At 60.4% G+C, this 25,365-nt stretch carries 21 protein-coding genes; 2 read left to right on the top strand and 19 right to left on the bottom strand.

What is annotated here, in order from left to right; all coding sequences use genetic code 11:
* Positions 1-171 precede the first annotated feature (171 nt).
* Positions 172-960: an ABC transporter substrate-binding protein gene (locus tag V6093_RS06955; protein ID WP_003256028.1), complete on the top strand. Its 789-nt coding sequence runs from the start codon at positions 172-174 to the stop codon at positions 958-960.
* Between the two features lie 69 nt (positions 961-1,029).
* Here the strand turns inward: V6093_RS06955 and V6093_RS06950 are convergent, their stop codons facing one another.
* From V6093_RS06950 to V6093_RS06940, 3 genes are read right to left on the bottom strand one after another with little or no spacing between them, the layout of a single operon-like run.
* Complete coding sequence (locus V6093_RS06950; protein WP_012052021.1) at positions 1,030-2,373, bottom strand: cytochrome c; 1,344 nt, start codon at positions 2,371-2,373, stop codon at positions 1,030-1,032.
* 18 nt (positions 2,374-2,391) lie between these two features.
* Positions 2,392-4,647 (bottom strand): molybdopterin cofactor-binding domain-containing protein, encoded by a 2,256-nt coding sequence (locus V6093_RS06945; RefSeq protein WP_332729840.1) that lies wholly within the window; start codon positions 4,645-4,647, stop codon positions 2,392-2,394.
* On the bottom strand, positions 4,647-5,102 hold the full coding sequence (locus tag V6093_RS06940) for a (2Fe-2S)-binding protein (RefSeq protein WP_003256023.1): 456 nt from the start codon (positions 5,100-5,102) through the stop codon (positions 4,647-4,649). The genes V6093_RS06945 and V6093_RS06940 overlap by 1 nt, the downstream gene beginning before the upstream one ends.
* A gap of 269 nt (positions 5,103-5,371) precedes the next feature.
* Here V6093_RS06940 and V6093_RS06935 point away from each other — a divergent pair, with 269 nt between their 5' ends.
* Positions 5,372-7,558, top strand: coding sequence for an OsmC domain/YcaO domain-containing protein (locus V6093_RS06935; RefSeq protein WP_047603026.1), 2,187 nt, complete (start codon positions 5,372-5,374; stop codon positions 7,556-7,558).
* Positions 7,559-7,767: 209 nt separating this feature from the next.
* On the opposite strand, the gene V6093_RS06930 is transcribed toward V6093_RS06935, so the two are convergent.
* The 16 genes from V6093_RS06930 to tssB all read right to left on the bottom strand — a co-directional run bounded on the left by V6093_RS06930 (position 7,768) and on the right by tssB (position 25,261).
* Complete coding sequence (locus V6093_RS06930; RefSeq protein ID WP_265977713.1) at positions 7,768-8,646, bottom strand: DUF6708 domain-containing protein; 879 nt, start codon at positions 8,644-8,646, stop codon at positions 7,768-7,770.
* A gap of 2 nt (positions 8,647-8,648) precedes the next feature.
* The gene (locus tag V6093_RS06925; protein WP_256238740.1) at positions 8,649-8,780 is read right to left on the bottom strand and encodes a hypothetical protein; all 132 of its coding nucleotides are present in this window, start codon (positions 8,778-8,780) and stop codon (positions 8,649-8,651) included.
* On the bottom strand, positions 8,777-9,673 hold the full coding sequence (locus V6093_RS06920) for a DUF6708 domain-containing protein (RefSeq protein ID WP_265977709.1): 897 nt from the start codon (positions 9,671-9,673) through the stop codon (positions 8,777-8,779). The genes V6093_RS06925 and V6093_RS06920 overlap by 4 nt, the downstream gene beginning before the upstream one ends.
* A gap of 2 nt (positions 9,674-9,675) precedes the next feature.
* Entirely contained in the window at positions 9,676-12,666 is a 2,991-nt protein-coding gene (locus V6093_RS06915) for a T6SS effector BTH_I2691 family protein (RefSeq protein ID WP_265977833.1), read from the bottom strand.
* Positions 12,659-13,582, bottom strand: a complete 924-nt coding sequence (locus V6093_RS06910; RefSeq protein ID WP_108078407.1) for a DUF4123 domain-containing protein — start codon at positions 13,580-13,582, stop codon at positions 12,659-12,661. Before V6093_RS06910 ends, V6093_RS06915 begins: the two co-directional genes overlap by 8 nt.
* Complete coding sequence (locus V6093_RS06905; RefSeq protein ID WP_265977706.1) at positions 13,579-15,747, bottom strand: type VI secretion system Vgr family protein; 2,169 nt, start codon at positions 15,745-15,747, stop codon at positions 13,579-13,581. Before V6093_RS06905 ends, V6093_RS06910 begins: the two co-directional genes overlap by 4 nt.
* A gap of 74 nt (positions 15,748-15,821) precedes the next feature.
* Positions 15,822-16,337: an Hcp family type VI secretion system effector gene (locus V6093_RS06900; protein ID WP_265977704.1), complete on the bottom strand. Its 516-nt coding sequence runs from the start codon at positions 16,335-16,337 to the stop codon at positions 15,822-15,824.
* 131 nt (positions 16,338-16,468) lie between these two features.
* Positions 16,469-17,338, bottom strand: a complete 870-nt coding sequence (gene icmH / locus V6093_RS06895) for a type IVB secretion system protein IcmH/DotU (protein ID WP_108078404.1) — start codon at positions 17,336-17,338, stop codon at positions 16,469-16,471.
* A gap of 1 nt (position 17,339) precedes the next feature.
* The gene (tssK, locus tag V6093_RS06890; protein WP_265977700.1) at positions 17,340-18,677 is read right to left on the bottom strand and encodes a type VI secretion system baseplate subunit TssK; all 1,338 of its coding nucleotides are present in this window, start codon (positions 18,675-18,677) and stop codon (positions 17,340-17,342) included.
* Positions 18,678-18,732: 55 nt separating this feature from the next.
* Complete coding sequence (tssJ, locus tag V6093_RS06885) at positions 18,733-19,530, bottom strand: type VI secretion system lipoprotein TssJ (protein WP_265977698.1); 798 nt, start codon at positions 19,528-19,530, stop codon at positions 18,733-18,735.
* Positions 19,527-20,096 carry an FHA domain-containing protein gene (locus V6093_RS06880; protein WP_003254171.1) on the bottom strand — a complete coding sequence of 190 codons (570 nt, stop codon included), beginning with the start codon at positions 20,094-20,096 and terminating at the stop codon, positions 19,527-19,529. Before V6093_RS06880 ends, tssJ begins: the two co-directional genes overlap by 4 nt.
* Positions 20,093-21,109 carry a type VI secretion system baseplate subunit TssG gene (gene tssG, locus V6093_RS06875; RefSeq protein WP_265977696.1) on the bottom strand — a complete coding sequence of 339 codons (1,017 nt, stop codon included), beginning with the start codon at positions 21,107-21,109 and terminating at the stop codon, positions 20,093-20,095. Before tssG ends, V6093_RS06880 begins: the two co-directional genes overlap by 4 nt.
* A complete protein-coding gene (gene tssF, locus V6093_RS06870; RefSeq protein WP_265977694.1) occupies positions 21,073-22,839 on the bottom strand; it encodes a type VI secretion system baseplate subunit TssF in 1,767 nt (588 codons plus the stop codon). Before tssF ends, tssG begins: the two co-directional genes overlap by 37 nt.
* A 3-nt stretch (positions 22,840-22,842) precedes the next feature.
* The gene (tssE, locus tag V6093_RS06865; RefSeq protein ID WP_010953542.1) at positions 22,843-23,253 is read right to left on the bottom strand and encodes a type VI secretion system baseplate subunit TssE; all 411 of its coding nucleotides are present in this window, start codon (positions 23,251-23,253) and stop codon (positions 22,843-22,845) included.
* Positions 23,250-24,740, bottom strand: coding sequence for a type VI secretion system contractile sheath large subunit (gene tssC, locus V6093_RS06860; protein WP_020191642.1), 1,491 nt, complete (start codon positions 24,738-24,740; stop codon positions 23,250-23,252). Before tssC ends, tssE begins: the two co-directional genes overlap by 4 nt.
* 17 nt (positions 24,741-24,757) lie before the next feature.
* Complete coding sequence (gene tssB / locus V6093_RS06855) at positions 24,758-25,261, bottom strand: type VI secretion system contractile sheath small subunit (RefSeq protein ID WP_108078351.1); 504 nt, start codon at positions 25,259-25,261, stop codon at positions 24,758-24,760.
* Positions 25,262-25,365 lie beyond the last annotated feature (104 nt).

The raw sequence follows: 25,365 nt of genomic DNA, 5'->3' as shown, positions 1-25,365 counted from the left end.
TGTCTGTCCTTCGGCAGATTTTTCAACTGAACGATGAAAGGCTCGTCTGCGGGTTGCTGATGGTCCAGACTGTCCACAGCGCGCAGACGATAGCTGCAGGCGACCACAGTGGGTGGCAGCCTTTGGCTATCACGCCGGGTCGCCGGGTGTTTCATGTGCCGAGGGTTGTAGATGATCGAGCGTTGCTTTCGCCACGTCTTGCTCCTGGTGTGCCTGTCACTGCTGCCCCTGGCTGCGGTGGCGGATGATGCATGCTTACGGCTGACCGCCACAGGAAATCCGGAGTACCCCCCCTACCTGTGGCGCGACCCGCTAAACCCTCAACGATTGATCGGTGCCAATGCCGACCTGCTCAAATACGTGGGCAAGCAGTTGGGGCTGGACATAGAGGTGGTTTACGCCGGGCCGTGGTCGCGAGCCCAGGAAGCCGTGCGCACTGGGCGGATCGACTTGATGGCCGGGTATTTCCTGACCGAGGCGCGCCGGCAGCATGTGGACTTCATCGCCCCGCCATTTTTGCGCACCCCCAGCGTCATCTGGGTGCGCCAGGACAATGCTTTTGCCTACCAGCAATGGGCCGACCTCAAAGGCCGCAAGGGTGGCACTCTGGTCAACAACAGCCACGGCCAGCAGTTCGATGAATACGCCCAGGCCAATCTCACCCTCGAAGCGGTGCCCAGTGCCAGGCAGGCGTTCGAGAAGCTGATGCACAAGCGCAGCGATTATGTGGTGTACGAGCAGTATCCTGGCATGGCGCTGGCACGCACATTGGGCATCGCAGCCACTGTGCAGGTGTTGCAGCCACCGGTGTCCAGCGAAGGGTTGTACCTGGCAATCTCACGTGAGTCGCCCTGCAACCGGCCACCGCTGCGTGAGGCGCTGGCGCGGGAGATGGCGAAGATCGTTGGCGGGGCCTTGCCCGAACAGTGGTTGAAACAGAATCTGGAGCGGTGGCAGTGACAGAGTGGCTCATGTGCTGCGCGGTCTTTGTTGGGGGCAGCCTCGCGTCGGTACATGTGCCACTCCAATTCAACGCATATGCAAGATGATAGGGCTGCTGCTGGCCGGGTCGGTATGCCCACGCAGCTTGCCTACCGCCTGCACATCCACCGCACCACCCTGGTTGCCCCAGGCCGTACGCACAAAGCTGAGCACGTCGGCAATCTCCTGATCACTCAGCTGTTCGCGCAAAGCCGGCATGCGATAGGCGTCCGGCACCCCTGCAGCCACCACCCGCTGCGAACCATTGAGCGTGATATTGATTGCCGAGGCGCTCTCCTTGGCCAGTGCCGAGGTTGCCCCGGCCAAGGGCGGCATCCATTCGGCCTGGCCCTTGCCGTCCAGGCCGTGGCATGACGCACAGCGTGTCACGTAGGTGCGCGCTCCTGGGCTGTCCAGCCGTGTGGCTAGCGATTCGGCCTGGTATTGCCAGGGTGCGCCGTCACGTTGAGGGTCGCCGGGCAGCGACTTCAGGTAGTGGGCGATGGCGGCCAGGTCGTCGTCACGCATGAATTGCGTGGAGTTGTTGAACGCCTCGGTCATCGAACCATATACCACTGCATGCCGGTTGCGCCCGGTCTTCAGGAACTGCGCGATCTCGGCCTCGCTCCAGCGCCCCAGCCCGGTGTTGTGGTCGGCACGCAGGCTGGGTGCATACCAGCCGTCGAGCAGTGCGCCGGACAGGAACGGCTTGCCGCTGTCATCCAGCGCCTTTTCATTGAAGGCCAGGCCGCGTGGCGTATGGCAACTGCCGCAGTGCCCGGGGCCCTGGACGATATAGGCGCCACGGTTCCACTGTGCATCCTGCCCGGCCTTGGCGGTGTAAGGCGTGGTGGCGGCGAACAGGCCGTTCCACAAGGCGATGGGCCAGCGCAGGTTCAGCGGCCAGGGGATGTCGCTGGCCAGGTTGGCCTGCCGCGCCGGTTGCACGCCGTGCATGAAGAATGCATACAGCGCCTTGACATCATCATCGCTGAGCTTGGCGTAGGACGGGTAAGGCATAGCCGGGTACAGGCGTCGGCCACCCGGCGCGACACCCTGGCGCACGGCGCGGTCGAAGTCAGCCAGGGTATAGTTACCGATACCGCTGTCGCGGTCGGGGGTGATGTTGGTGGCGTGGATTGCCCCCAGCGGGGTGGCCATTTCCAGCCCGCCGGCGAACGGTTTGCCATCCGGCAGGCTATGGCAGGCCACGCAGTCACTGAGCCGGGCTACGTATTCGCCTCGGCTGACCAGCGCCGGGTCGGCAGCAGTGGCCTGTGCATCGGCAAACGGCGATGCGGGTTCACGGGTGACATACCAGGCCAGCAGGCCCGCCGCGACCAGGCACGGCAGCGCCAGCCAGCCAGCGGTTCTTGCGAAACGATGGGTCATGAGGCGTCCCTTGTGCGATCAGCTGAAGGTGTGGCGGCTCAATGGCAAACTGCGCACGCGCTGGCCAGTGAGCTGCGCGACCGCATTGGCCACCGCCGGGGCAACGGCGGGCAGCGGTGGTTCGCCGATGCCGCCCATCTTCGCCCCGCTTTCGATGATGCGCACATGCACCCGGGCCATGCGCGAAGGCGGCAGAATCGGGTACAGGTCATAATTGCGCGCGCGCGGCTTGCCATCCACGTACACCGCTTCTTCCACCAGCGTCTGCGACAGGCCCAGGGCGACAGCGCCGTTGACCTGATGCTCGATGATCGCCGGGTTGACGATGCTGCCTGGGTCGATGGCTTGCCAGATGTCGTGCACCCTGACCTGGCCGTTGTCGATGGAAACCTCGGCAATGACCGCAGCCTCCGAGCCGAACGGTGAGGCCATGGCCACGCCGCGTGCGCGCTTGCTGCCATCCTCGGCGGTGAACGGTCCGCGCTTCCAGCCGCCGGACAAGTCGGCCACTGCGTTCAGCAGGTTGGTCAGTCTCGGGTTGTCGCGCAGCAGGTGCAGGCGCAGTTCAAACGGGTCCTTGCCACCTTTGTCAGCCAGTTCGTCCAGGAATGATTCGTAGAAGAAGTCGTTCAGCGAGTTACCTACCGAGCGCCAGTAACCGAGCATGGCCGGGCCTTTGACATAGATCTGGGCAATGCGCTTGTTGGCGATGGCGTAGGACTTGCCTGACAGCCCCTCAAGCGCGGTCGGGTCGATCTTCTCCCCTTGTTTTCCAGCAAGGGCCTCGGTTGGGCCCTCGGTGGCGCTGACCGCTTCGAGCGCCACTGGCATACCGTCTGCGTCCAGCCCGGCGCGGAACTTCACCACTGCGACGGGGCGCAGTACATCGCGCAAAAACTCCTCCTCGCGGCTCCAGATAAGCTTCACCGGCCGGCCAACCGCTTTGGCCAGGGCAATGGCCTGTGGGTAGGGGTTGGCAGAGTCGTACAGGAAGTGGCGGCCAAAGAAGCCGCCCAGCAGCGGCGAGTGCAGGTTGATTTGTGCAGGCTCCAGGCCGGTGCGTCTGGCAATGTCGTCTCGGAACATGTCCGGGGCCTGGTTGGGCAGCCAGACGTCGAGGCTGCCGTCCGGGTTGAAGCGGGCGAGGGCGGACGGTGGCTCCAGCTGGGCATGGTTCAGGTACTGGTTGTGGTAGCTGGCCTCGACCTTGGTCTTGGCGTTGGCCAAGGCGCCGGCAATATCCCCTTCGTTCTCTTCATCACGGGATGGCCCTTGCACCGTCGCGAGGTGTTCGCGCCAGGCGTCGCTGGAAAAATCGGCCGGCATCGGGCGCACTTTGCTGTCGGCGGCCGGTTCTTTCCAGTCCACCTGCATCGCCTCCACTGCACGCTTGGCGTGCCACCAGCGCTCGGCGACCACGGCCACGGCGCCTGGCAGCTGATGCACAGAATGTACGCCTTTCATGGCCTTGACCTGGTCTTCGTTGCGCAGGCTGCCAACCGTCATGCCCAGGCGCGGCGCATGTTGCACGGCAGCGTGGAGCATGCCGTCGACTTTGATGTCGATGCAGTACTGGGCCTTGCCGGTGGACTTGTCGTAGGCATCCAGGCGGCGTACGGGCTTTCCAATCCAGCGAAACTGGCTGGGGTCGCGCAGCTTGACGCTGGCCGGGTCGGGCACCGGCAGGTCCATGGCGCGACCGGCCAGCTCACCGTAGGGTACGGAACGTCCGGTCGTGGTATGTACTACGTTACCCGGTGTGGTAGAAAGCTCATCGACCGGTACACCCAGGTGTTCGGCGCCCGCCTGCAGCAGCATGCCCCGGGCGAGCGCGCCCAGGCGGCGCATGGTGGGGTAGCTCATGCGCACCGACATGCTGCCACCGGTGATGCGCATGCCGTTCTCCATCACCACGTAGGCTTCGCCCGGTGGTGCGCTATCGACCACGAAATGGGCCGGGTCGACATCCAGCTCTTCACCCACAATCTGCGCCATGGCGGTGAAAGGGCCTTGCCCGCCTTCCATAAAGGGGCTCAGCAGGCGCACCGTGCCGTCCGGGCGAATCTCCAGAAATGCAGGCACCTGGGTGCCGCGTTCCGCGGTTGCCGCAGCGGCGGCTGCTGCCTGCACGCGGGCCGAGCCCATGGGCAGGCCGAAACCTAGCACCAGGGCACCGACTGCGGTGCCGGCAAGAAAGCGCCGACGTGACAGGTTGACCGTTTCGCCCCGCTGCAGCCTGAGCAGTTCGGCGGGTGTATCGACTGGCGTGTTCATCAGGCCTGTTCCCCCTGGGCCAGGTCATGCACGGCGGCATGGATGGCGTTGTAGGTGCCGCAGCGGCACAGGTTGACCATGGCTGCATCGATCTGCGCATCGCTGGGTTTGGGCGTGTGCTTGAGCAGCGCCGTGGCTGCCATGACCTGGCCAGACTGGCAATAGCCGCATTGAGCCACCTGGTGCTCGACCCAGGCGGCGACCACCCGTTTGCCGACGGGGTCGGCTTCGATCGCCTCGATGGTGGTGACCTCACGCCCCACCACACCGGCCACCGGGGTAACGCAGGCGCGCACCACATTGCCGTCCACCAGCACCGAACAGGCGCCGCACTGGGCCAAGCCGCAGCCATACTTGGTGCCGGTCAGCCCCAGGTCATCGCGGATTACCCACAGCAGGGGCGTGTCGGCGTCCGCCTCGACCTGATAGGTCTTCTGGTTGATGCGTAGTTCCATGGTTTCACCTGCCCGTCACGGTTGTTGTCGCTGTGTTTTATCTGCATGGGGAATACGTTGTCCCCCGGTGCAGAAACGCTAGCACAGCAGGATGACCGCTGGTCTGGTGGCGGGGTGGCTTCAGAGGATCAGGCAAGTAATCCGGCGGAATACGCAAGCCAGCTTCGAAAAATCAAGCCTGCAGTCGGCGTTGAACAGGACTTGCGCAACGAAAACCCGGATAATGCCGGCCAATTTCGTTTTGCACGCTTAAATCACGGTAATCCCGCATGGAAATCAAGGTCAATTTTCTCGACAATCTCCGTCTCGAAGCCAAATTCGATGACTTCACGGTGATCGCCGACCAACCTATCCGCTACAAAGGCGATGGTTCGGCCCCCGGCCCGTTCGACTATTTCCTGGCGTCTTCGGCCTTGTGCGCGGCTTACTTCGTCAAGCTGTACTGCCAGACCCGCGATATCCCCACCGAAAATATCCGCCTGTCGCAGAACAACATCGTCGACCCGGAAAACCGCTACAACCAGATTTTCAAGATCCAGGTCGAACTGCCCGAGGACATCTCCGACAAGGACCGTCAAGGCATCCTGCGCTCCATCGACCGCTGCACGGTAAAAAAGGTGGTGCAGACCGGCCCTGAGTTCGTGATCGAAGTGGTCGACAACCTCGATGCCGATGCCCAGGGGTTGCTGATGCCGGTGTCGGACACCAGCACCTATATCCCCGGCAAGGACCTGCCGCTGGAGCAGACCATTGCCAACATGTCGGGCATCCTCGCCGGGTTGGGGATGAAGATCGAGATCGCCTCGTGGCGCAACATTGTGCCCAACGTCTGGTCGCTGCACGTACGCGATGCGCAGTCACCCATGTGCTTTACCAACGGTAAAGGCGCCACCAAGGAGGCTGCGCTGGCCTCGGCGCTGGGCGAGTTCATCGAGCGCCTCAACTGCAACTTCTTCTACAACGACCAGTTCTGGGGCGAAGACCTGGCCAACGCCCCGTTCGTGCACTACCCGAACGAGCAGTGGTTCAAGCCGGGCCCGCGCGACGCGTTGCCGGCCGAGATCCTCGATGAGCACTGCCTGGCGATCTACAACCCTGACGGGGAGCTGCGTGGTTCGCACCTGTATGACACCAACTCGGGTAACACGGCGCGGGGCATCTGTTCGCTGCCGTTCGTGCGCCAGTCCGACCAGCAGGTGGTGTACTTCCCGTCCAACCTGATCGAAAACCTGTTCCTCAGCAATGGCATGAGCGCGGGCAACACCTTGGCCGAGGCGCAGGTGCAGTGCCTGTCGGAAATCTTCGAGCGGGCAGTGAAGCGCGAAATCCTCGAGGGCGAGTTGTGCCTGCCGGACGTGCCGCAAGAGGTGCTGGCCAAATACCCGGCGATCGTCGCCGGCATCCAGGGCCTGGAAGAGCAGGGCTTCCCGGTGCTGGTCAAGGATGCGTCGCTGGGGGGCGAGTTCCCGGTCATGTGCGTGACCTTGATGAACCCGCGCACGGGTGGCGTGTTTGCCTCGTTCGGTGCCCACCCGAGCCTGGAAGTGGCGCTGGAGCGCAGCCTCACCGAGCTGCTGCAGGGCCGCAGCTTCGAAGGCCTGAACGACCTGCCGCAACCCACCTTCGAAAGCCATGCACTGACTGAGCCGAACAACTTCGTCGAGCATTTCATCGACTCCAGCGGCGTGGTGTCGTGGCGCTTCTTCAGCGCCAAGGCCGACTTCCAATTCGTCGAGTGGGACTTCTCCGGGCACGGCGAGGACTCCAACCAGCAGGAGGCCGCGACCCTGTTCGGCATCCTCGAAGACCTGGGCAAGGAAGTGTACATGGCGGTGTACGACAACCTTGGCGCCACCGCGTGCCGCATCCTGGTGCCGGGCTATTCGGAAATCTACCCGGTCGAGGACCTGATCTGGGACAACACCAACCGCGCCTTGTCGTTCCGTGCCGACATCCTCAACCTGCACAGCCTCGACAGCCGCTCGCTCAAGCTGCTGCTCAAGCGCCTGGACAATTGCGATGTGGATGACTACACCACCATCACCACGCTGATCGGCGTGGAGTTCGATGAAAACACAGTGTGGGGCCAACTGACCATTCTGGAGCTGAAGCTGCTGATTTGCCTGGCGGTACAGCGTTTTGAGGACGCCAAGGAACTGGTTGAGGCATTCTTGCAGTTCAACGACAACACCGTAGACCGCGGCCTGTTCTACCAGGCGCTGAACGTGGTGCTGGAAGTGCAGTTGGATGACGAACTGGAGATGGATGACTACGAAGCCAACTTCCGCCGTATGTTCGGCAATGCGCGCATGGACGCGGTATTGGGTTCGGTGGACGGCAGTGTGCGCTTCCATGGCCTGACCCCGACCAGCATGAAGCTCGAAGGCCTTGATCGCCACCTGCGCCTGATCGACAGCTACAAGAAACTGCACGCGGCCCGGGCCAAGTTCGCCTGACAGGCGCTGCGCCCAATCATCGCCGGCAAGCCAACGCCACAGGTATTGCACCGCTCTTGAGATTTGTGCCGAACCTGTGGACGCTGGGTTGCCTGCGATAAGTCAGGCGCCGTCCTACAGCCCTTTGATCTGGGCGCCATCCTCATTCTGTCTTGCCGCGTTGCCATCCAGGCGCTTAGCGTTCTCTTCCTATCCACTTCAGGTGGTAACTATTCGGGCTTAGCAGGCCCCCCTTCGAAAGCCTCCGCCGGTGGTGGCGCTGCACGGACATTGAAAAGCTTGCAGACACAGTACCAACAGAGGGCGACGGTCAGGTTGTAGGGAAACAGCACGGCCCAGAACGGCAATTGCCAGTTCTTTTTGCCCTGCATTTCACCGGGCTCGCCGGTTCGCCAGGGGGCATAGTGGCGCCAGGCTTCTGCCGGGGTCAGGCAGATGGCGTGCAGTGGCTTGTGCCACCAGTTGGGTTCACCGGGCGGGGGGAGTTTGTCCGGGCCGTGGTCCATGAAGTGGCGCAGGTATTCCCACACTTCGGCGACATGTTTGACGCCGGGTTCGGTGGGTTCGTTGCTGTCGACCCAGAGGCAGTCTTTTTGATGCAGGCTGCCGTCTTCGCGGCGGGGGGCGAAGGCGAGGGCATAGCTGGTGCTGAAGGATGAACCGCCGTATTCGGTGCGCTTGAAAATGCCACCTCCGGTGTTGGCCCATTCGAATACGAGTACCTTGCTCAAACGTTGGTAGTAGATTTTTTGGGTTGATCGATTGAAGCAGAAAATTGATAAGCGTTTTATGAAATATATTCGATAGGCTAAGAATGGGAGGAAGATTAAAGGTGCAATTAGTGTAAGGAGGATAAAGGTATAACTAAAGGTGTATGGGTTCCAGGCTTCACTGGTTAGTAAGTAAGGGTAGGTGAAGATGACGAGCGCAATGGTCATTGCACAGTACAGCTTTCCCATAAAAACTGAGTCTGTTACCCAGGGGTTTCTCAGGCATAAGGTGGTTTTTGACAAGCTTGATAGTTGCCCGCCAATAGCGGGGTTATACCCTGAACTTGAGCTTGAGTTGAATATCCAGATGGTTGCCATGATCAGCGCTCCAGACGAAAAATTGACAGGGTCTCATTGTCTTCGTCCAGGCCTTGATTGGCGTTGTAGGGATGGATACGCGTTAGCTGCAGGCAGGGTCCGGAGGTCGCGCTGCTGACGGAGGTGTCGCTCATGTACGCTTCCTTTTTGGGGTTGAATGCGCTGGGGCCTCCTCAAATGCTTCGGGTGGCGGTGGCGCTGCTCGGACGTTGAACAGGCGGCAGATGCCATACCAGCAGAGTGCGACGGAGAGGTTGTAGGGAAACAGCACGGCCCAGAACGGCAATTGCCAGTTCTTTTTGCCCTGCATTTCACCGGGCTCGCCGGTTCGCCAGGGGGCATAGTGGCGCCAGGCTTCTGCCGGGGTCAGGCAGATGGCGTGGAGTGGCTTGTGCCACCAGTTGGGTTCACCGGGCGGGGGGAGTTTGTCCGGGCCGTGGTCCATGAAGTGGCGCAGGTATTCCCACACTTCGGCGACATGTTTGACGCCGGGTTCGGTGGGTTCGTTGCTGTCCACCCACAGACAGTCTTTTTGGTGCAGGCTGCCGTCTTCCCGGCGGGGGGCGAAGGCGAGGGCATAACTGGTGCTGAATGATGAACCGCCGTATTCGGTGCGTTTGAAGATGCCACCTCCGGTGTTAGCCCATTCGAATACGAGTACCTTGCTCAAACGTTGGTAATAGATTTTTTGGGTTGACCGATTGAAGCAGAAACTTGATAAGCGTTTTATGAAATATATTCGATAAATAAGGAAAGGAAGGAAGGTGAAGGGGGCGAGTGTGAAGCCGGACATTAATATGGGGTTGGAATTAAAGTAGCCCAGGAATTCTCTGCCAAATAGATTTGGGTATAAGCCGATTATTAATGATAGGATCATTGTGCAGTACAGTTTCCCCATGAATACGGAATCTGATATCCAAGGATTTCGCAGACATAAAGTGTTTTTTGATAAGTTTGATGCTTGCCCGCCAATAGCGGGTTTATACCCTGAAGCTGACGTTGAATTGAATATCCAGATGGTTGCCATGATCAGCGCTCCAGACGAAAAATTGACAGGGTCTCATTGTCTTCGTCCAGGCCTTGATTGGCGCTGTAAGCTAGATGCAGTGAGATATGTTCTTGGTTGGTAAGCGTGTTCTCGAAATGCAGAACCAGGCCAGCACCTACGATGTGGCCGGTCGGGGCAATTGGGAATACGTCCATTCTTTGGTCATCATGGAGGGAGCTCAAGCTTCCTGACCATTTGCTTACGCCTAACCTGAAGCCAGGTAGCAGGACTGTGAACTCAACGGTTGGTTGAAATGTGCCTACTTCGTTATGTGTGATAGCTGTCCAGTTTGGCGGAGACCAGTGATTGTTTTGATTCCATCTTGTATCGACTTTGGTTATGCCGAGTGTGAGGGCTTGCTCAGCTGAAATTAGCTTTGGTCCAAAATGCTCATCATGCCAAGCTTTGATTTCTGCATGCAGCGATGGGAATGCAGGCAGTTTTTTTTCATGGTCCAAGATGATTTCAATGCGGATTTCTCCATCGTTAATACGATTGCCGAAGATGCTGCGTGCTGCCCAAAGTTCAATAGGGCTGTGAAGATGTTCATGTGCCTTGGCATGTAGGTAGAGCCCCCCTGCAATGATTGCAATACCTACGAGTACAAGTGCAGCTGCTGCCCATCCAGCGAAGGGAACAATGGATGTCACGCCCGCAACTGCAAGTCCTGCTTCAAGGGCAACAACAGAGCCAGTAGCCATCGTTACCCCGCCGGCCAAGGTGTATCCGCCTGCGGTTGAATTACCACTGTCGAGTTGACGCATTCCCTTAGATAGGTCAGAAAATAGGCTAAATGCAATCGCCGGGTATCCGGCTAAACGCGCAAACAAATTGCTACTCAAAAACTTGATAACCCCATTGCCGAAGGCCATACCCGGCGCTGTGGCACTTAGTCTCAGCATGACGGCCTTTTGCGTCGCCCGCACGCTGACCAATGTCGCCGCCGCTGCACCGATCACCCCGAAAACAGATGAAGCGAACCCCATGGTGTATTCCGGTGCGTCGCTCTTTTGCAGGCTGTTGTAAGCCGTCTTGAGCGATAAGATGTTGAACCACAGCATCCCCGCGTTTAAACCGCCACCACCGCCGGAGGTGAGCAACCCCAGAAAGTTGGGTTTCACCCGCGCAGTGGTGGTCAGCTCGATGGACACCGTGCGGCTACCCGAGATGCGCAACGCTTTCATCTCTTCAACCTGCGCCATGCCGCTCTTCAAATACCGCTGCACCTCCTGGCTAAAAGGATTTTCCGTAATGGCCTGCTCGGTGATTCGATAGCGCGCCGCCAACAACCCCAGTGCTTTCTCGGCATTGGCCTCACGCGCTGCCAGCAACACTTGCTGGCGCAGGCCATGGCTGGCATCCCAACGGGTCTGGCCACGCAGGCGCTTGAGCACCACGGCATTGACCGACTGGGCGGTGAGGTCGGTGATGTCCGCCATGGCCGGGAAGCGCCCCGCCAATCCCTCGATCACGTTGTCGCTGGCGCCGAACAAGGAGCCGATGGCGTCGGCTTTGTCCTTGAACGGGTTGAACGGCGCCAAGGCGGTGTAAAGCGGGCTGTCGTGCTGGTCCAGCCATTGCTCCAGGCGTTTGAAACGCCGGTCATGATCTTCGGTGCCGGGTGTCGGCTGGCCCATCGGGTGAATCAGCAACGCCAGTGAGATTTCCAGACCGCGGGCGGAGGTGCGTTCGTCGCGGTCGTAACAGGCCAGTGCCGCAGCCAGGCTGTAGGGGTTATCAATGTGTTGGGATTCGGCCGTCGCCAGCCAGGCGTCGTGATCGTTGCTGGCTTGCAAGGCCAGGTTGCGCAGGGCAGCAATCCGCCGTTCCAGCGCGTCGCGTTCGGCGAGGAAGCGCCGGTATTTGTCGACATCGAGGCGCTGTGCCAGGCGCGCGCCATTGGGGGAGTAATCTTCGTGGGTGAGGGCCTGGAAATGGGACTCGGCCGGCGACAGGGCAGGCCCCCGGCGTGACGTGCCCAGCCTGAACGCGGCCAGTTCCGGTGAAGGTGCATCCGCCGGGTACAGGCTTTCCAGCGTCTTGTTCAGCAGCATGGCGACCAGGTTGCGATGGTGAAAGTCGCGGCTCTGCGGGCTGAGCTGTTCGGCATCCAGCCGGTAACACGCTGGCACGCGCTCCTGCTCGGGAGGTTGGGCGGGTCTTGTGTGCTCCAGTTGCTCGGCCGGCATCAGGTCACGCAGTTGATGCTGGTAGGCCGAGACAGACAGGCTCAGGTCCAGGGCCATGCCTTCGGCGTCGGCGAGCGCCACCACCACTGGCACTTTCGGCTGGGTCCAGGGGTAGTGGCGGGCGATGGCATTGAGGTTGCCGATGGGCAAGGTTTCGGTGACCGGGTCGCTGCTCCAGGTCAGCGGCATGCGCCGCTCGGTTGGCTTGAAGTCTTCGACCCAGGTTTGCAGGGCACTGACCGGCAACACATGGGGCTGGGTGGACGGCGCCTGATTGCCGCTCACCAGCTCGGCCATGTCCAGCTGGCGCATGTGCCGTTTGCGCAGGGCTGCCGAACCGGTGATACGGGCGGTGATGGCGTTGGTCCACAGGTGCGGGCTGTAGCCGATCCACACTTCCTTGGCCGTATCCTGGCAGGTGTCGGCCCACACCCAACCCGTGCTCTGGCCGGACAGGTAGCGCTCACGGCGGTGGTAGTCCTCCAGCCCTTGGTAGCGCATCTCCTTGTAGAGGCCCGCGCCGACGTGCTCATGAATGACCAGTTTTTCGCCCAGAGGGCCTTTCATGAACACGTAGACATAGCCTGGGCGCACAGCGCGGAGGGTGTAGGCCGAGTGCTGCAGCGGGGCGAAGCCTTGTTCCAGGTTGAAGCCTGCATCGGTATAGCGGCAGGCGGGGGCGTCGCCGGTGCGGGGTACGATGGCGTAGCGCACCGGCAGGATGGGCACACGTGCGCTGCAGGCAGGGCCGGAGGTGGCGCTGCTGACGGAGGCGTTAGTCATGGGCAGGCTCCTTGCTTTCGACCAGTGCCTGGAGCTCGCGAAGGCGGGCCTGGGGCGACTCTTCGAGGTTGGTGTAGATTTTTCCTGCCTTGTCATTGCTCATCAGCCACATGTGCCCGGCTATCAGCCGAATGAATTGGCCCGCAACTTCCTCGCTCCGGAAATTGAGGGCTGTCAGTTGCGGCAGGAGTGTTTCTATCCATAGGCGTATGTCCGCCAAGGTATGGGTGGCATGGGGCGGCATGGCCAAGACCTCATGCGCCAATGAGAGGACGAAGTGCTCGTGCATGCCTGCTTGCAACCGATCAAGTTCAAGCGGGTGGAGGGTCAAAGGCAGTTCTGATCTTGAGCGGGCAGCAATCGGCATGTTTTCGTGTGTCTTCCACTCATGAGCCGGCCCCCAGTTGACTCGCCATGCCAACCGAGACACCGGGCCAAGCCAGGCCTTGCGATGGTCGTCGTCCAGCGCATTCAGCCAGGCTGCAAGATGGTCCGGCGTGACATGGTGAGTGGCAACGCTCTGATCAGGGAGCACGACCTGCACCAGGCTGGTGAAGTGGTCTGCCAGCGCTGCCAGGCCAACCTCGGCATCCAGCGCGATGGCTCCACCGATAGGCATCCAGGTCGTGATTGCATGGGCAAGCAGCTCGTGAGCGTCTGCAACGTCCACCAGCAGAGGCCCAAACTCATGACGGTCATCCAGGGCGCTGTTCTTCCATAACCATGCCTTTTGAGTATTCCGGCTGACAGCGTTGATAAGCTCGAGTACCGATGGGGCATAAGCAGGAACCAGTTCACCTTCCTGCGGGATGGGCCGATAGGCCCAGTACTCGATTGCCCTGGTCATGAGCAGCAGAAAGCGGCAGTTGTGAGCAAAGTCTTCGCTGCGCGGAGCAGGTGATGGCGTTGTAGTCATTGGCCTGGCCCTCGGATACAGCGGCAATCGGGCAGGGGGCAGGAACCATCAGGGCGGCGCCCACACAAGCGCTCCAGAGGCTTGCCGGTGTTCGGTGCACTGCTGATGGAAAAGGGGCTTGTCGTCCCATTTGCCGACTTGAGCATCTGGCCGGTGATGCGAATCGTCGGGCTGTCCAGGGTGATGCCCGTTTCGTCGATTCGAATGGAGCCACCAGGGCCTTGGATGACCACGGCTTCCGAGGCTCGAAGTTCATAACGGCGTGTACGTCTGAGGATATCCCCACGGGCTTCCAGCTCGGCATGCCCTTCGACCCGTTGCTCGAAGTTGCCACCGATACGGGTGTGGTGATTGGCGGCGATCTGGTCGTGACGGTGATTGCCGATGTTTTCGACACGGTCCTTGGCGATCCTGATCGTGTGGTTTCTGCCGATGTCGAGCGCGGCGTCCTGCCCGATGGTGATGTGCTCGTCATTGCCAACCGTTTCCGTACGGTCGTGGCCGATCAGGATCGATTCGTCGTGATCGACCTGCTCTTTGCGGTCATTGCCGACCTGCGTAGTCTCATCGTGCTTGACCACATTGTTCTGGTCCCTCTGGGCATGAATGAACACTTCCTCCTGGCCCAGTTCGTCCTCGAAGCGCAGCTCATTGAAGCCATCGCCCTTGTGGGTCTGGCTCTTGATGGTCATGCGGGTCTTGTGGCGGGGAAGGTCGTAGGGTGGCAGCTGGTTACCGCAGTAAGTACGGCCGGTGATCATCGGCTGATCGGGGTCGCCGTTGACGTAGTGGATGATCACGTCCTGGCCAATCCGTGGGATGGCCATCGAGCCCCAGCTGCCGCCGGCCCAGCCTTGGGATACGCGTACCCAGCAGGAGCTGAACGCGTTGTCCTGGCTTTCTCTGTCCCAGGGGAAGCTGACCTTGACCCGGCCCCATTCGTCGCAGTAGATCTCTTCACCGGGCGGCCCCACCACGGTGGCCATATGCGGGCCGTCAACGCGTGGTTTGGGCAACGGAGCTGGGCGCCATTCGGTTCTGCCTGGCACCAGTACCGCCTTTTGCTCGTAACGTGTGCCCTGGTCGGTCCCGGCAGCTTCTTCCTGCAGGCTGGTGAACTGGCTGCCTTCGTGGCGGACCGTGCTGACCCGCCAATGCACATTCAGGTCTTCGCGCGGGTGCCCGGTCAGGGTGAAGCTCAGGCCTGGTTGCAGGCGCACATCGTCGCCTTGCACTTGGGCAATACGCACGTCATGGCGCAAGCCGGTGATGCGGTTTTCGGTGAACGGCTTGCCAACGGCATCGCGTTTGTAACGGCCGGGGTAGTCGAAGCACTCATAGTCCGTGGACTGGTGCTCAAGATAGGGGCCCGAGGCCCTGTGTTCCTGACGATAGGCCGGGTGGGTGAAGGTGTAGTCGCGTTGAACCTGCCGTGCAGTACGCACCTGTTCGCTGTAGCGCAAGCGCCGTAGGCACGGTTGAGGCTGGTCGCCGCCGTGGTTGGAATGGTACAGCACGGTGTCCGGGGCTGACGGTTCACGCTCACGGTAGAAGCCTTCGGCGTCGTCCTCGTGTTTGATGACACCGTGACTTATCAGACCGAGTGACTGCAGTCTGTCGGTGATGATCAGCTTATGGCGTTTTTCATTGTGCTCGAAGCGGTAGACAAAGCCTTCTTCGGCCGCCAGGCGGGCGATGAAGTCGAGGTCGGTTTCGCCGGCCTGAACGCAGAATTCGCGCACCTGGTGGTCCAGGCTGGCGCGTAGTGCGTACTGGTCGATGCCCTGGCGCTTGAGCATCAGTTCAAGAATTTGCGGCACGGTCTTCTGCTGGAAGATGCGCCAGTTCGAACGCAGGCTGGCACGGGCCAGCTGTGGCTCGATCAGCGCGTCATAGTAGGTGCGGTAGAAGCCACTTTCCGCTTGGCTGAAACGACTGACCAGACCGTGCACGTAGCGTACTGGGCGTCCGCCTTCCCAGATGGTGAAGAGCACCGGTTTGTCGAGCAGGTGGCCGAAGTCGATATCGTTCTCGAAGCTGATCAATTTCAGCTCCAGTTCGAAGGGTGTGCTGATTCCTTCTCGTAGTTCGAACGACACCACTTCGAACTCAGCGTTGCCAACGAGTGCCTCAAAGCTGTAGCGCAAATCAGATTGGCTAGGCATAAAAGATCCTTGTCCGCCGTCTGAATCAACATAAAGCCCGGGCGGGCATGGCCTGCCCGGGGCATTTGCACAGGTCAGGCGGCGGGTGCGCGCCAGTCGTCAGAGCTTTCGGTATTGGCTACATCGTGAGCCCACGTGATCTTTCGATAAGCCAGCGATACTTCAACCAGTTGGGTGTAGTTTTCATTGTCTTTGTCGAGTGCGTGGGGAAGCACGGTATTGATGCTGACAATGGTGGCGTCTTCGAGCGTGGTCGTGAAAAAATGCTCTTGTTTGCCTTCCGACGAGGTGCGATACCAGCTGACCTCGACCGTTGGCAGCATTTCGCCGTTGGCAAGTGCCTGATACATCAGGGGTGTAGCTTTATTCAGCGAACTGGTGAATATGAAAGGCTTATGCACGCGCTGGCCACTCGGTTGACCGCTCTGGGGGTCAGTGGGCGTAGTCACCTCATGCTTGATTTCCTGAACCAGAATTTGATCTTCATGGCCTTGTTGGAACACGTTGCCGACGGATTCAGCGGTAAATGCATTTTCGGTGATGTTGCCTTGGGTGTGGCCTATGATCTTGATATAAGCGGGTGTTGGCATGGCAGTTTCTCCTACATCCATATGGATAAATCACGCCACCACGGGCGGCGTGGCCATCAGGAACGATGGGCTTGTCAACGAGGCAGGTACCTCGTCAATTCAATGAATCAGCTGCGCCGTGGATCGACGCGCTACTGCTGCAAGATGCCGTTGAGCGACTCCAGCACCTCGGTGGTAATCAGGTGCAGGCGATAGCTGTAGATGCTGTAAGCCACCGCCATGGCGATGGCGGAAATCACCAAGGGGCTCCACCAGGGCCATTGCCGGCTCATGCGGAAGTTGCGTGGGGCCACATTGGTGTAGGGGTCGCAGACTTCTTCGGGGGTAGGGCCGCGCAGTTCGCGGATGATCCCGTGCAGTTGGTGAATCAGTGCGTTGAGTGTTTCTTCGCCTTTCGGCGCGAGCGCGTACTTGCCCTTCAGCCCAAGGCACAGGGCGTAGTACATGAACTCAAGTACGTCCTGATAACGCTTGGGCTCCTGCATCAGGCGGGTGATCACCGTGAAGATTTTTTCCCCACCCCAGGTCTCGTCGTGGAAGATGCTGAGCAGCGGCTCCTGGCTCCAGCAGCTGCTCTTGCCCCAGGGCCGCTCCATAACGGCCTCGTCTATGAACAGGCACAGACCGTAGGAGTACGCCAGCAACTGAGCCGGCTCGTAACCGTGCTGGCGCATTTCTTCCTGAATGTTGTCGATCTGGCTGCGTACTTGCTGGTGCACGTCCTGGATGTTCGGCAGCTCGTCCAGCGTACGCAGGCGTATAACCAAGCCGAACAACGGTGATGCGGCATCCAGCATCAGGTTGGCGAAGCCGCCCCGCAGCTGAAATTCCGGGTCAGCGGGGTAGCCTTCGGAAACGGGCTCTGGCTCAGGTTTGTCCGTGGATGCTTGCCCATTGGTTGCTGCAGCCCGGGGGGCGGGTACTGGCTGTTCAAGGGTTGAATCCAGCGCGTTGACTGCAGCGTTGTTTTCATCGGTGGGCGTATTGTTGTCTTTTCCCATGTCACTCACTCCTGATCGCCCAGAACTGCAGTTCAAGCCCTGGGAAGTCGCCCGCAATGTGGATGCCGAAGCCATTCGCCTTGCTCATGCACGCCCAGGCCGGGTCACGTCGGTCCAGCTCGAAGTAGCTGAAGCCCGCATGGAAGGGCAGGTCGCGGGGCGCCACGGGTAATGGCAACAAAGGGATGCCCGGCAATTGCAGCGGCACCAGGTCATTCAGTGACTCAAGTGAGGTGATCTTGGCTTTCTGGATGAACATCTGGCGCAACGCCTGTGGTGGCATGCTGGCGCGCACGGCGAGGATGAAGTCGGCTTCGTCGATCAGCCGGCGGTCTTCCAGCGTGGTCGTCATCACGCCGAATTGTTCGCTCTCCAGCGGTAGTGAAACAGCGCGTGGCCGCAAGACGGTGCTCAGAGACCGACGCAAGGTGTCTTCCAGTGGTTTGAAAGAGGTGCGCAGCGCGGTGTGGTGATAGGCGGGGTACTCCTGCGGGAGCCTGTTCTGGTCGGTGAAGGTGACGAATTCGCCGCAGGCCTGGCTCATGCACAGGTACAGCTGCTCGGGGTGCGTTTGCGCTTGCCTGGCCAGATGCTGGAAGCATGGCCACCAACGGTTCATGGCCTGCAGCAGGTTGAAGTCGCGAATGTCGGCGATCCCGGACTGGCCCGAGGCACCAATCCGCGTGGCAAGGCCGCGCGCCCGCTCGCGCAAGGTATGGGTGATTTCTTCAAGAAACCGCTGCAGCGCTGGCACCGCCCGCACCGAAACGCTGGTGGGGTAGAACGCTTCGTCCAGTTGCAGGCTGCCGTCGGGGCGCCGTTCCAGAATACGTGCCAGGGCCAGGCGGGTGTAGGCGCTGCTGTCTTCGGTCTTGCGTTTGAGCTGCAGGTTGGGCACCGCAAGGTCTACCTGCACCAGGTCACCGTCAGCGGTGTGGGTATCCTTGATTTCCTGTGCCTGGGCGGTATAGCGGAAATTGGCTGCATTGTCGGGCCAACTCACTTCGCGGCCGCCATCGGTACGCAGCGGCAGGCACAGATACACCTCACTGTCTTGGCACGCGTCGTCGCCGATTTCCAGCGGCGGCGGTGGCGGCAGGTCGGCGGGAATGTCGAACACCGTGCCGTCCGGCATCACACCGCGCGCCCGGGTGATGGCGACTTTGCCCAGGCTCAGGTATTCGTCGCTCAACTGAAGTTCGCTGAAGCCGTAGAAGGCTGCGTTGAGGCTGGCGAGGCGCTGTTGCAGGGCTGCTTCGCTGGCCCTGGTCGCCTGCTGGAAATGCTGTGGTTTGACGAACAGGCCTTCGGGCCAGAGAACGGGATTGCGTGAACTCATGGGCGCTCCGTGTCAGCGTGAGTAAGCAGGAAGGGCAAAGGGTGTTGAGGCGCCATCAGTCTTCTTCCTTGAGCACGATGTGCGTGTCGTTGACCAGCACCGACAGCATGATCTGGCGGCCACGCGGCGGAATGCGCAGAACTTGCCGCCAACTGGCGTTTTCATGCCCTCGGTAATCGGCAATCACCGCGACGAAGCGGGTTTCGGCGTGGATAGTCTCGAACGGGATGTACTTGAACTGGCCAGGGCGCAGCAGGTAATCGTCACTGCGGATGTAGGTACTGCGCAGCGCTTTGGCCGGGTCCTGCTCCAGTAGCTGGTACACGGTGTTGCGCAGCAGTGAGTCGTCGCGCAGTTGCAGGATCGTGATGGCAATAGGCGTGGCGACCAGCGCTGAGGCAACGCTTGTGGTGCGCGGCAAGGTCAACGCCACCTGAGGGTCGTCGTAGCTGCCGGGGCCGCTTTCTTCCAGGGGCGAGCGCGCCGGGTCGCTTTCGTCTCCTTCGTCCAGCTCGACGGGAGACATGGCCGGGAATTGCGCTTGCAGGTATTCGAACAGAACCCCGATTTTTTCGGTCAACGCATAGGGGTCGCCAGCACTCAGGGTTACAGCGTAGGGGCTGGGCTCCAGGGCGCTATCCTGTTCGGCTGCGACGTCAAGGCTGTTCGGATTGCCGTTGAGGGTAGGGCTGGCATTGATGCTGAATGCGACCTCGGTCGGGTGATCCTTGGGCGGCCCGATGGGCAACGAGTGGTCCATGGCCACCTGGCTCATTCTGCTCAAAGAGGTACAGCCGGTGGGCACGACCAGCGCAAGCAGCAGGCTGGCGAGCAGAAGTGGATGAGGCTTCATGGGTATGCTCCGGCAATCAGGCGCTGCAGCGGGCTTTCTCGGAGTGCCCCTTCACCGTCTGCTGCGTCCAGCGCTGCCAGAGGGTCATTCCCCATGGCTGCTTTGAAGACCGAGGAGATCTCGACGGCTGGTTGGGGGGCAGAAGGCTGTGCCGGCCAAGCGGGTGCAGGCGCTTCCGCTATCAGGCGGTCGAGCACCCTCGGGTCCGGGTTGAACAGGTCCTCCAGCGAGCGCGTGCAGGCCTGATCCTGGGTGTACTGAACCTGTAGCCGATAGGTACCAATGAGAAGCTGGTCACCCTCAACCAGGCGTCTGGGTGGAAGCGGCCCCAGGCTGTTGGCACTGCCATTGAGGTAGGTGCGGTGGCAGTGGTCGATCACGCAGAAGCTGCCTTCGATCCAGCGGATTTCGCAGTGGATGGGCGCAACGGTCTGATCGCGGTCATTGATCTGCCAGTTTGCTCGCCCGCTGCCGATGGTGCCGCCCTTGCAATCGAACAGGTGCCGAGCAGTAACGCCGTGCTGCAGTTGGTCGAGGTTGGTGATGCTCAAGGTGACTGTGTTCATGAGCGCCCCCGGATGCGTACAACCGGGCTGATCTGGCCATGCCGGTCGTCGACGAAGCTGGTCCAGCCCAGGTATGCGCCCTGGCTGCGGTGCAAGCAGAAGGGGGACAACGCGCTCTGCTTAAGGCGCAGTTCCAGGTCGTAGGCCAGCCCGTCACGCAGCAGAAAGTCGATCAGTGCACGCAAACGGCCGAAGTTGATGCCGCTGGGCAGCAAGTCCCGCAGCTGTGTCTGGTCGAGTTCGCTGATCACGATGGTGAACTTGCTGCTGCGAGTGCGCGTGCGGCTGCCGATCATGAACGTGCTGCCCAGCTGGCCGTTGGTCCGCCCCAGCCTTGCAAGCTGCCTGGACGGCGTGACGACTGATCGCGTCTCGAACTCGCGGATGTGCACCTGCTTGAGGTCGAAGCAGTGCGCAATGATGCCGGCCACAGTGCCCGGCGCACGGCTGCGGCTGGCGATCACGCCGGCAAAACTGAGCAGGCGGCTCCAGGGCAGCGCCGTGTCCCCTCGCAACTGCTTGTCGTTAAGCCCAAGCAGGGCAAACACGTACTGCGAGAACCCGTCACTGGCACCTGGCTGGAAGCGGATGTAATAGCGGTACTTGCGCCAGATACGGTGCAACAGGCTGAGCAGGTAATGGTTGAAAAAGTCGAAGAAGGCCGGCCGTACACCGATGCCATGCGCATGTTCATACGCCACCTGTTCCAGGTAATAGGTGGGCAATGGCGAATCGGTGCCGTGCAACCCCAGGAATGTGGCAATGATGCGGTAGCGCGCTTCCTCAGCGGGCATCCGCTGGGCTTTGTACACGTCCGATACAGGGAAGGTCAGCCGTGGGTCGCAGGCCAGGCGCACGCGCAGCCGGGTGGCCTTGTCCGGCCAACGCGGTTCCAGGTCATCGCCATGCAGCCCGTGCAACCGCTCCAGCAACTGGAAGAAGTTGTACTGGTGCGCTTTGCAGAGCAGCTTGTCGGCTAGATCAGCGGTTGCTTGCCGGTCTGTATTGGCCATGTGTAGTGCTCGTTATTGGTGGTGTTGATCACTTCCAGCTGGTGGAAGGAATTGATGCTGGCGTACAGGGCGAAGAAATGAGCGAGCACACAGCTGAACAGGTACAAGTCGCCTTCGCAGAGGAAGGCGGTCTGGTCCAGTTTCAGCAGGGTGTGCAGGCCGCGAATGGGTTGCCCCTTGATCAGCCAATCCATGGGCTGCGTATGAATGTCGCGCATACCCTCCAGGCGTTTACGGGTGGTGCGAGCCTGCTGGATGTCGTGCAGGGCCATGAAGTCATAGGCCCGGATCACCGCTTTCAGCGGCTCTACCGAGAGCATGGACAGGTAGTTGAGCGACATGTTGGAGATCAACGCCCACTGCAACTGGCCGTCCAGCACCGGGCGACAGGGGCGGGTGGGGGTACAGAGATTGGTGTAGGTGGCCAGCGGCGGCGTAAGTTCGCTCAGGACGTTGATGTCATCCACGCCTAGCGCCAGCGGTAGGTCCCGATTGGTGCAGGTGAGGTCGATGGACGCGGTTTCCAGCTCGCCTATGTAGCTGTTGGCGTCGGCGCGGACGAAGGCGATTCGATGCATGACGCCATTGCCGTGCAGGCACTCTTCCAGCTGGCAGCGGTAATACAGCGCCGTGCGCCCCTGGACGTGCTCGATTTCATGGGCGAATGACTCGAAGGGACGGAAGGTCCGAAGGTGCTCACCGGTGTTACCGTCAGTCGTCGTTCGGGTGCTGATCACCTGGTCGACACTGAAGATTTCGTAGCCGTGCGGCGCTGTGCCCTTGGGCTTCAATGGAACCATGGCGTCCTTGCCGGACAGGTCGATGGGCTCGGCGCTGTGCTGGAACAGGTTGACCGCAGGTGCGCAGAACAGGTTGAAATCTGCTTTGCCGACACGCAGCGAGTCGGGTAGCTGGCGCGTGAAGTGAAATTCGAGGTTTACCTGCTGGCTGCCATGAGCTGGCCAGATTTTTTCCAGCCCGGTAACGCTGAAAAAGTGAAAACGTTGAGGGAACGCGAAGTATTCCTGCAGGATGCGGTAGCCATCAAAGACGTTCTGTGGATAAGGCAGCAAGGCGTCGTTGGGGCTGAACCCTGGGAATGCGATGCTGTTTGCCGGCAGCCGACGAACCTCGCCATTGATGGTCACGCTGACATGCTTGAGGTATTGAGAAACCCACAGGTAAAGCGTGCGAGCGGTTCGGGCATCGCCGCTGAGGTAAAAGTCGAGGCCGGTACAGCCCAGGCTGTTCAACGGCCGCTCGACCAGTGATTGAAGGCCGATGCAGATCACAGAACTGTCGGATGTCTGGGTGGCTGCGACCGTGTCGATCTCGAACGGATGAATGTTGACCGCTGTACAGGTGCGGAACTCGCAGGCCACGCCGTCTACCGGTTTCGAGAACAGCCGCGACCCCTTTGGGATGCGCTGTGACTGGCTGAGGGATTGCCTCACCGGGCTGAACTTGATGATCGTCGCGCTGGGCAGCGGCCGCAGGTAGTTCGGCCAGAGCAACTGCAGCATGGGATGGGTCAGCTCTGGCAAGTCGTCTTCCAGCTTCAGCCGTAGCTTGGCGGTCAGGAACGCAAAGGCTTCCATCAGGCGTTCGACATCGGGGTCGCTGGCACCTTTGCCAAGCAACCGCGCGAGTTGTGGGTTGTCCTTGGCAAAGTCGTTCCCCAGTTCGTGCAGGTAACGCAGTTCTTCGCTGAAACGGTCTCTCAGTGACATGGGTCACCTCACGCGCGTGTAGCGGTTGTGCCCATCGACCAGCAGCTCGAGTTGCAGCTGCTCTGCGTGGTTGTTGACCTGTACCAGGCAATCCAGCCTGAAATGCAGCTCCAGCGGGGCATGGGTATCGGGCACTGCGTTGAGCGTGCGTACCTGTATGCGCGGCTCGAAGCGCTGGAGGGTGCGGCGGATATCCGCGCTCACCTGCACAAGCAAGTCGCCGTTGCTCACGTCATGCCCGTTGAAGTCGCGCAGGCCCAGCTCAGGGCTGCTCTGGGAGCACCCCTGGCGAGCATTCAGCAGCGTTTCGAGGTGGCGCTTGATGGCGGCGAACTTGTGGGAAGCGCTCTCGCGTCGGGAGGCCTCCCGGCGGGTGCACTGGTCCACCATCAGGCGATCAAAAAGACCACTCATTGCGTATCGAGCCGCCCGACCAGGGAAATCTCGAAGTTCGCGCCCATGTACTTGAAGTGCGGGCGTACGGCGAGCGAAACCTGGTACCAGCCCGGGTCACCCGCAACATCCGAGACCTCAATACGGGCGGCACGCAGCGGCCGGCGGCTGCGAACGTCGGCAGACGGGTTCTCCTGGTCGGCGACGTACTGCTTGATCCATTTGTTCAGCTCGGACTCAAGGTCACGGCGCTCTTTCCAACTGCCGATCTGCTCGCGCTGCAGCACCTTGATGTAGTGGGCGAGCCGGTTGACGATGAACAGGTAGGGCAACTGGGTACCCAGCTTGTAGTTGGTCTGTGCCTGAAGCCCCTCAGGGGTTTTCGGGAAGTGCTTGGGCTTTTGTACCGAGTTGGCGGAGAAGAACGCGGCGTTGTCGCTGTCTTTACGCATGGTCAGGGCGATGAAGCCCTCTTCGGCCAGTTCGAATTCCTTGCGGTCGGATATCAGCACCTCGGTAGGAATCTTGGCCTGCAACTGGCCCAGGGATTCGTACAGATGGACCGGCAAGTCTTCGACAGCACCGCCGGATTGGGGGCCGATGATGTTCGGGCACCAGCGGTAGCGGGCGAAGCTGTCGTTGATGCAACTGGCTAACAGAAAAGCAGAATTGCCCCACAGGTAGTTGTCGTGCTGCCCGGCGATGTCTTCGTTGTAGTTGAAGCTCTCGATCGGTTGTTCCTGCGGGTGGTAAGCGGAGCGAAGCATGAAGCGCGGCCCGGTCAGGGCGACGTGGCGGGCGTCTTCGCTTTCACGAAAAGCGCGCCACTTGGCATGCCGAGGGCCGGCGAAGAGGTCTTTTATTTCCTTGAGGTTAGGCAGCTCCTCGAAGCTGTTCAAATTGAAGAATTCGGGGGCAGGTGCAGCAAGAAAAGGGGCATGGGACATGGCGCCAACGGAGGCCATGTAACTTAGCAACTTGATGTCAGGGGAAGAGGGGCCGAAGTTGTAGTTGCCTACCATGGCCGCAACCGGCTCTCCCCCGAATTGGCCATAACCCGCGGTGTAAACATGCTTGTAGATACCGCTGCAGGTAATGTCAGCAGCATTTTCGAAGTCGTCGAGCAGGTCCTCTTTACTGACATGCAAGACTTCAAGCTTGATGTTCTCCCTGAAGTCCGTGCGGTCGACCAGAAGTTTCAGGCTGCGCCATGATGATTCAAGCTGCTGGAACTCAGGCTGATGCAGAATGGCATCCATCTGTTTGCCGAGCATTCGGTCGATTTCGGCAATCATCTGGTCGGCTCGGTGCTTGTTGATCAGTTGATCTGGGTCATTGCTCTTGAGGATTTCGGTGATGAAGGCAGATACGCCCTGCCTGGCAATTTGGTAGCCCTCCTGGGCAGGTACCAGTTTGGTTTCTGCCATGATCTGGTCGAGCAAGGTGGCATTGCTCAATGTGTCGGCCGTTGCGTCTGTGGTGATGGCGGTGCTGCTTGGCTTGGGCATGTGGACGCTCCGTTGTCTCAATCTTGTTCTGGCGCCTCGAGCACCAGGTCCAGTTCTTGGGCGAGCTGCTTACGCGCCTGCTCGTTGTTAAGCAGGTGCTGCAATTGCTTGCGGAAGGCCGGGACGTTACCCAGCGGGCCTTTCAGGGCGACCAGTGCTTCGCGCAGCTCCAGCAGCTTGTTCAGCTCGGGCACCTGGCGCGCGATCCGGTCCGGCCCGAAATCGTTGATGGACCTGAACTGAAGGTGGACGGCCAGCTCGGTATCCGGGGCGGTGCCAAGCCTGGACGGTACCGTTACGTCCAGGCTCACGTTGGCGTCGTTCAACACGCTGTTGAATGTATGTTTATCGATGCGCATGACCTGACGGTCCTCAAGCGCACGGTTGTCATCCAGGCCGAAGTCGCCCAGCACCAGCATCTTGTGCGGCAGCTCCACCTCAGCCTGCTCATCGCTGGTAGCGGGGACATACTTGATATTGACGCGTTCTTTCGGCGCAACGGATCCCGTATTTTTAGACATCGGTACGCAACTCCCTGTTGGGCTGTAGGATGTTCAGGTGCTAGTTGTGTTTATTGTTGTCTCGGTCTTGTAGGAAGATTCCCACATATGATTAATGGGTTGGG

It is taken from the genome of Pseudomonas putida group bacterium ESBL64 (assembly GCF_045277175.1).
GTDB classification, from domain to species: Bacteria; Pseudomonadota; Gammaproteobacteria; order Pseudomonadales; family Pseudomonadaceae; genus Aquipseudomonas; species Aquipseudomonas alloputida.
This window is presented reverse-complemented; position numbering and strand designations above follow the sequence as displayed.

Excerpts from the sequence above, each read along its gene's own strand:
- V6093_RS06955 (WP_003256028.1), top strand. The coding sequence starts at position 172 with ATGATCGAGCGTTGCTTTCGCCACGTCTTGCTCCTGGTGTGCCTGTCA.
- V6093_RS06950 (WP_012052021.1), bottom strand. The coding sequence starts at position 2,373 with ATGACCCATCGTTTCGCAAGAACCGCTGGCTGGCTGGCGCTGCCGTGC.
- V6093_RS06945 (WP_332729840.1), bottom strand. The coding sequence starts at position 4,647 with ATGAACACGCCAGTCGATACACCCGCCGAACTGCTCAGGCTGCAGCGG.
- V6093_RS06940 (WP_003256023.1), bottom strand. The coding sequence starts at position 5,102 with ATGGAACTACGCATCAACCAGAAGACCTATCAGGTCGAGGCGGACGCC.
- V6093_RS06935 (WP_047603026.1), top strand. The coding sequence starts at position 5,372 with ATGGAAATCAAGGTCAATTTTCTCGACAATCTCCGTCTCGAAGCCAAA.
- V6093_RS06930 (WP_265977713.1), bottom strand. The coding sequence starts at position 8,646 with ATGGCAACCATCTGGATATTCAACTCAAGCTCAAGTTCAGGGTATAAC.
- V6093_RS06925 (WP_256238740.1), bottom strand. The coding sequence starts at position 8,780 with ATGAGCGACACCTCCGTCAGCAGCGCGACCTCCGGACCCTGCCTGCAG.
- V6093_RS06920 (WP_265977709.1), bottom strand. The coding sequence starts at position 9,673 with ATGGCAACCATCTGGATATTCAATTCAACGTCAGCTTCAGGGTATAAA.
- V6093_RS06915 (WP_265977833.1), bottom strand. The coding sequence starts at position 12,666 with ATGACTAACGCCTCCGTCAGCAGCGCCACCTCCGGCCCTGCCTGCAGC.
- V6093_RS06910 (WP_108078407.1), bottom strand. The coding sequence starts at position 13,582 with ATGACTACAACGCCATCACCTGCTCCGCGCAGCGAAGACTTTGCTCAC.
- V6093_RS06905 (WP_265977706.1), bottom strand. The coding sequence starts at position 15,747 with ATGCCTAGCCAATCTGATTTGCGCTACAGCTTTGAGGCACTCGTTGGC.
- V6093_RS06900 (WP_265977704.1), bottom strand. The coding sequence starts at position 16,337 with ATGCCAACACCCGCTTATATCAAGATCATAGGCCACACCCAAGGCAAC.
- icmH (WP_108078404.1), bottom strand. The coding sequence starts at position 17,338 with ATGGGAAAAGACAACAATACGCCCACCGATGAAAACAACGCTGCAGTC.
- tssK (WP_265977700.1), bottom strand. The coding sequence starts at position 18,677 with ATGAGTTCACGCAATCCCGTTCTCTGGCCCGAAGGCCTGTTCGTCAAA.
- tssJ (WP_265977698.1), bottom strand. The coding sequence starts at position 19,530 with ATGAAGCCTCATCCACTTCTGCTCGCCAGCCTGCTGCTTGCGCTGGTC.
- V6093_RS06880 (WP_003254171.1), bottom strand. The coding sequence starts at position 20,096 with ATGAACACAGTCACCTTGAGCATCACCAACCTCGACCAACTGCAGCAC.
- tssG (WP_265977696.1), bottom strand. The coding sequence starts at position 21,109 with ATGGCCAATACAGACCGGCAAGCAACCGCTGATCTAGCCGACAAGCTG.
- tssF (WP_265977694.1), bottom strand. The coding sequence starts at position 22,839 with ATGTCACTGAGAGACCGTTTCAGCGAAGAACTGCGTTACCTGCACGAA.
- tssE (WP_010953542.1), bottom strand. The coding sequence starts at position 23,253 with ATGAGTGGTCTTTTTGATCGCCTGATGGTGGACCAGTGCACCCGCCGG.
- tssC (WP_020191642.1), bottom strand. The coding sequence starts at position 24,740 with ATGCCCAAGCCAAGCAGCACCGCCATCACCACAGACGCAACGGCCGAC.
- tssB (WP_108078351.1), bottom strand. The coding sequence starts at position 25,261 with ATGTCTAAAAATACGGGATCCGTTGCGCCGAAAGAACGCGTCAATATC.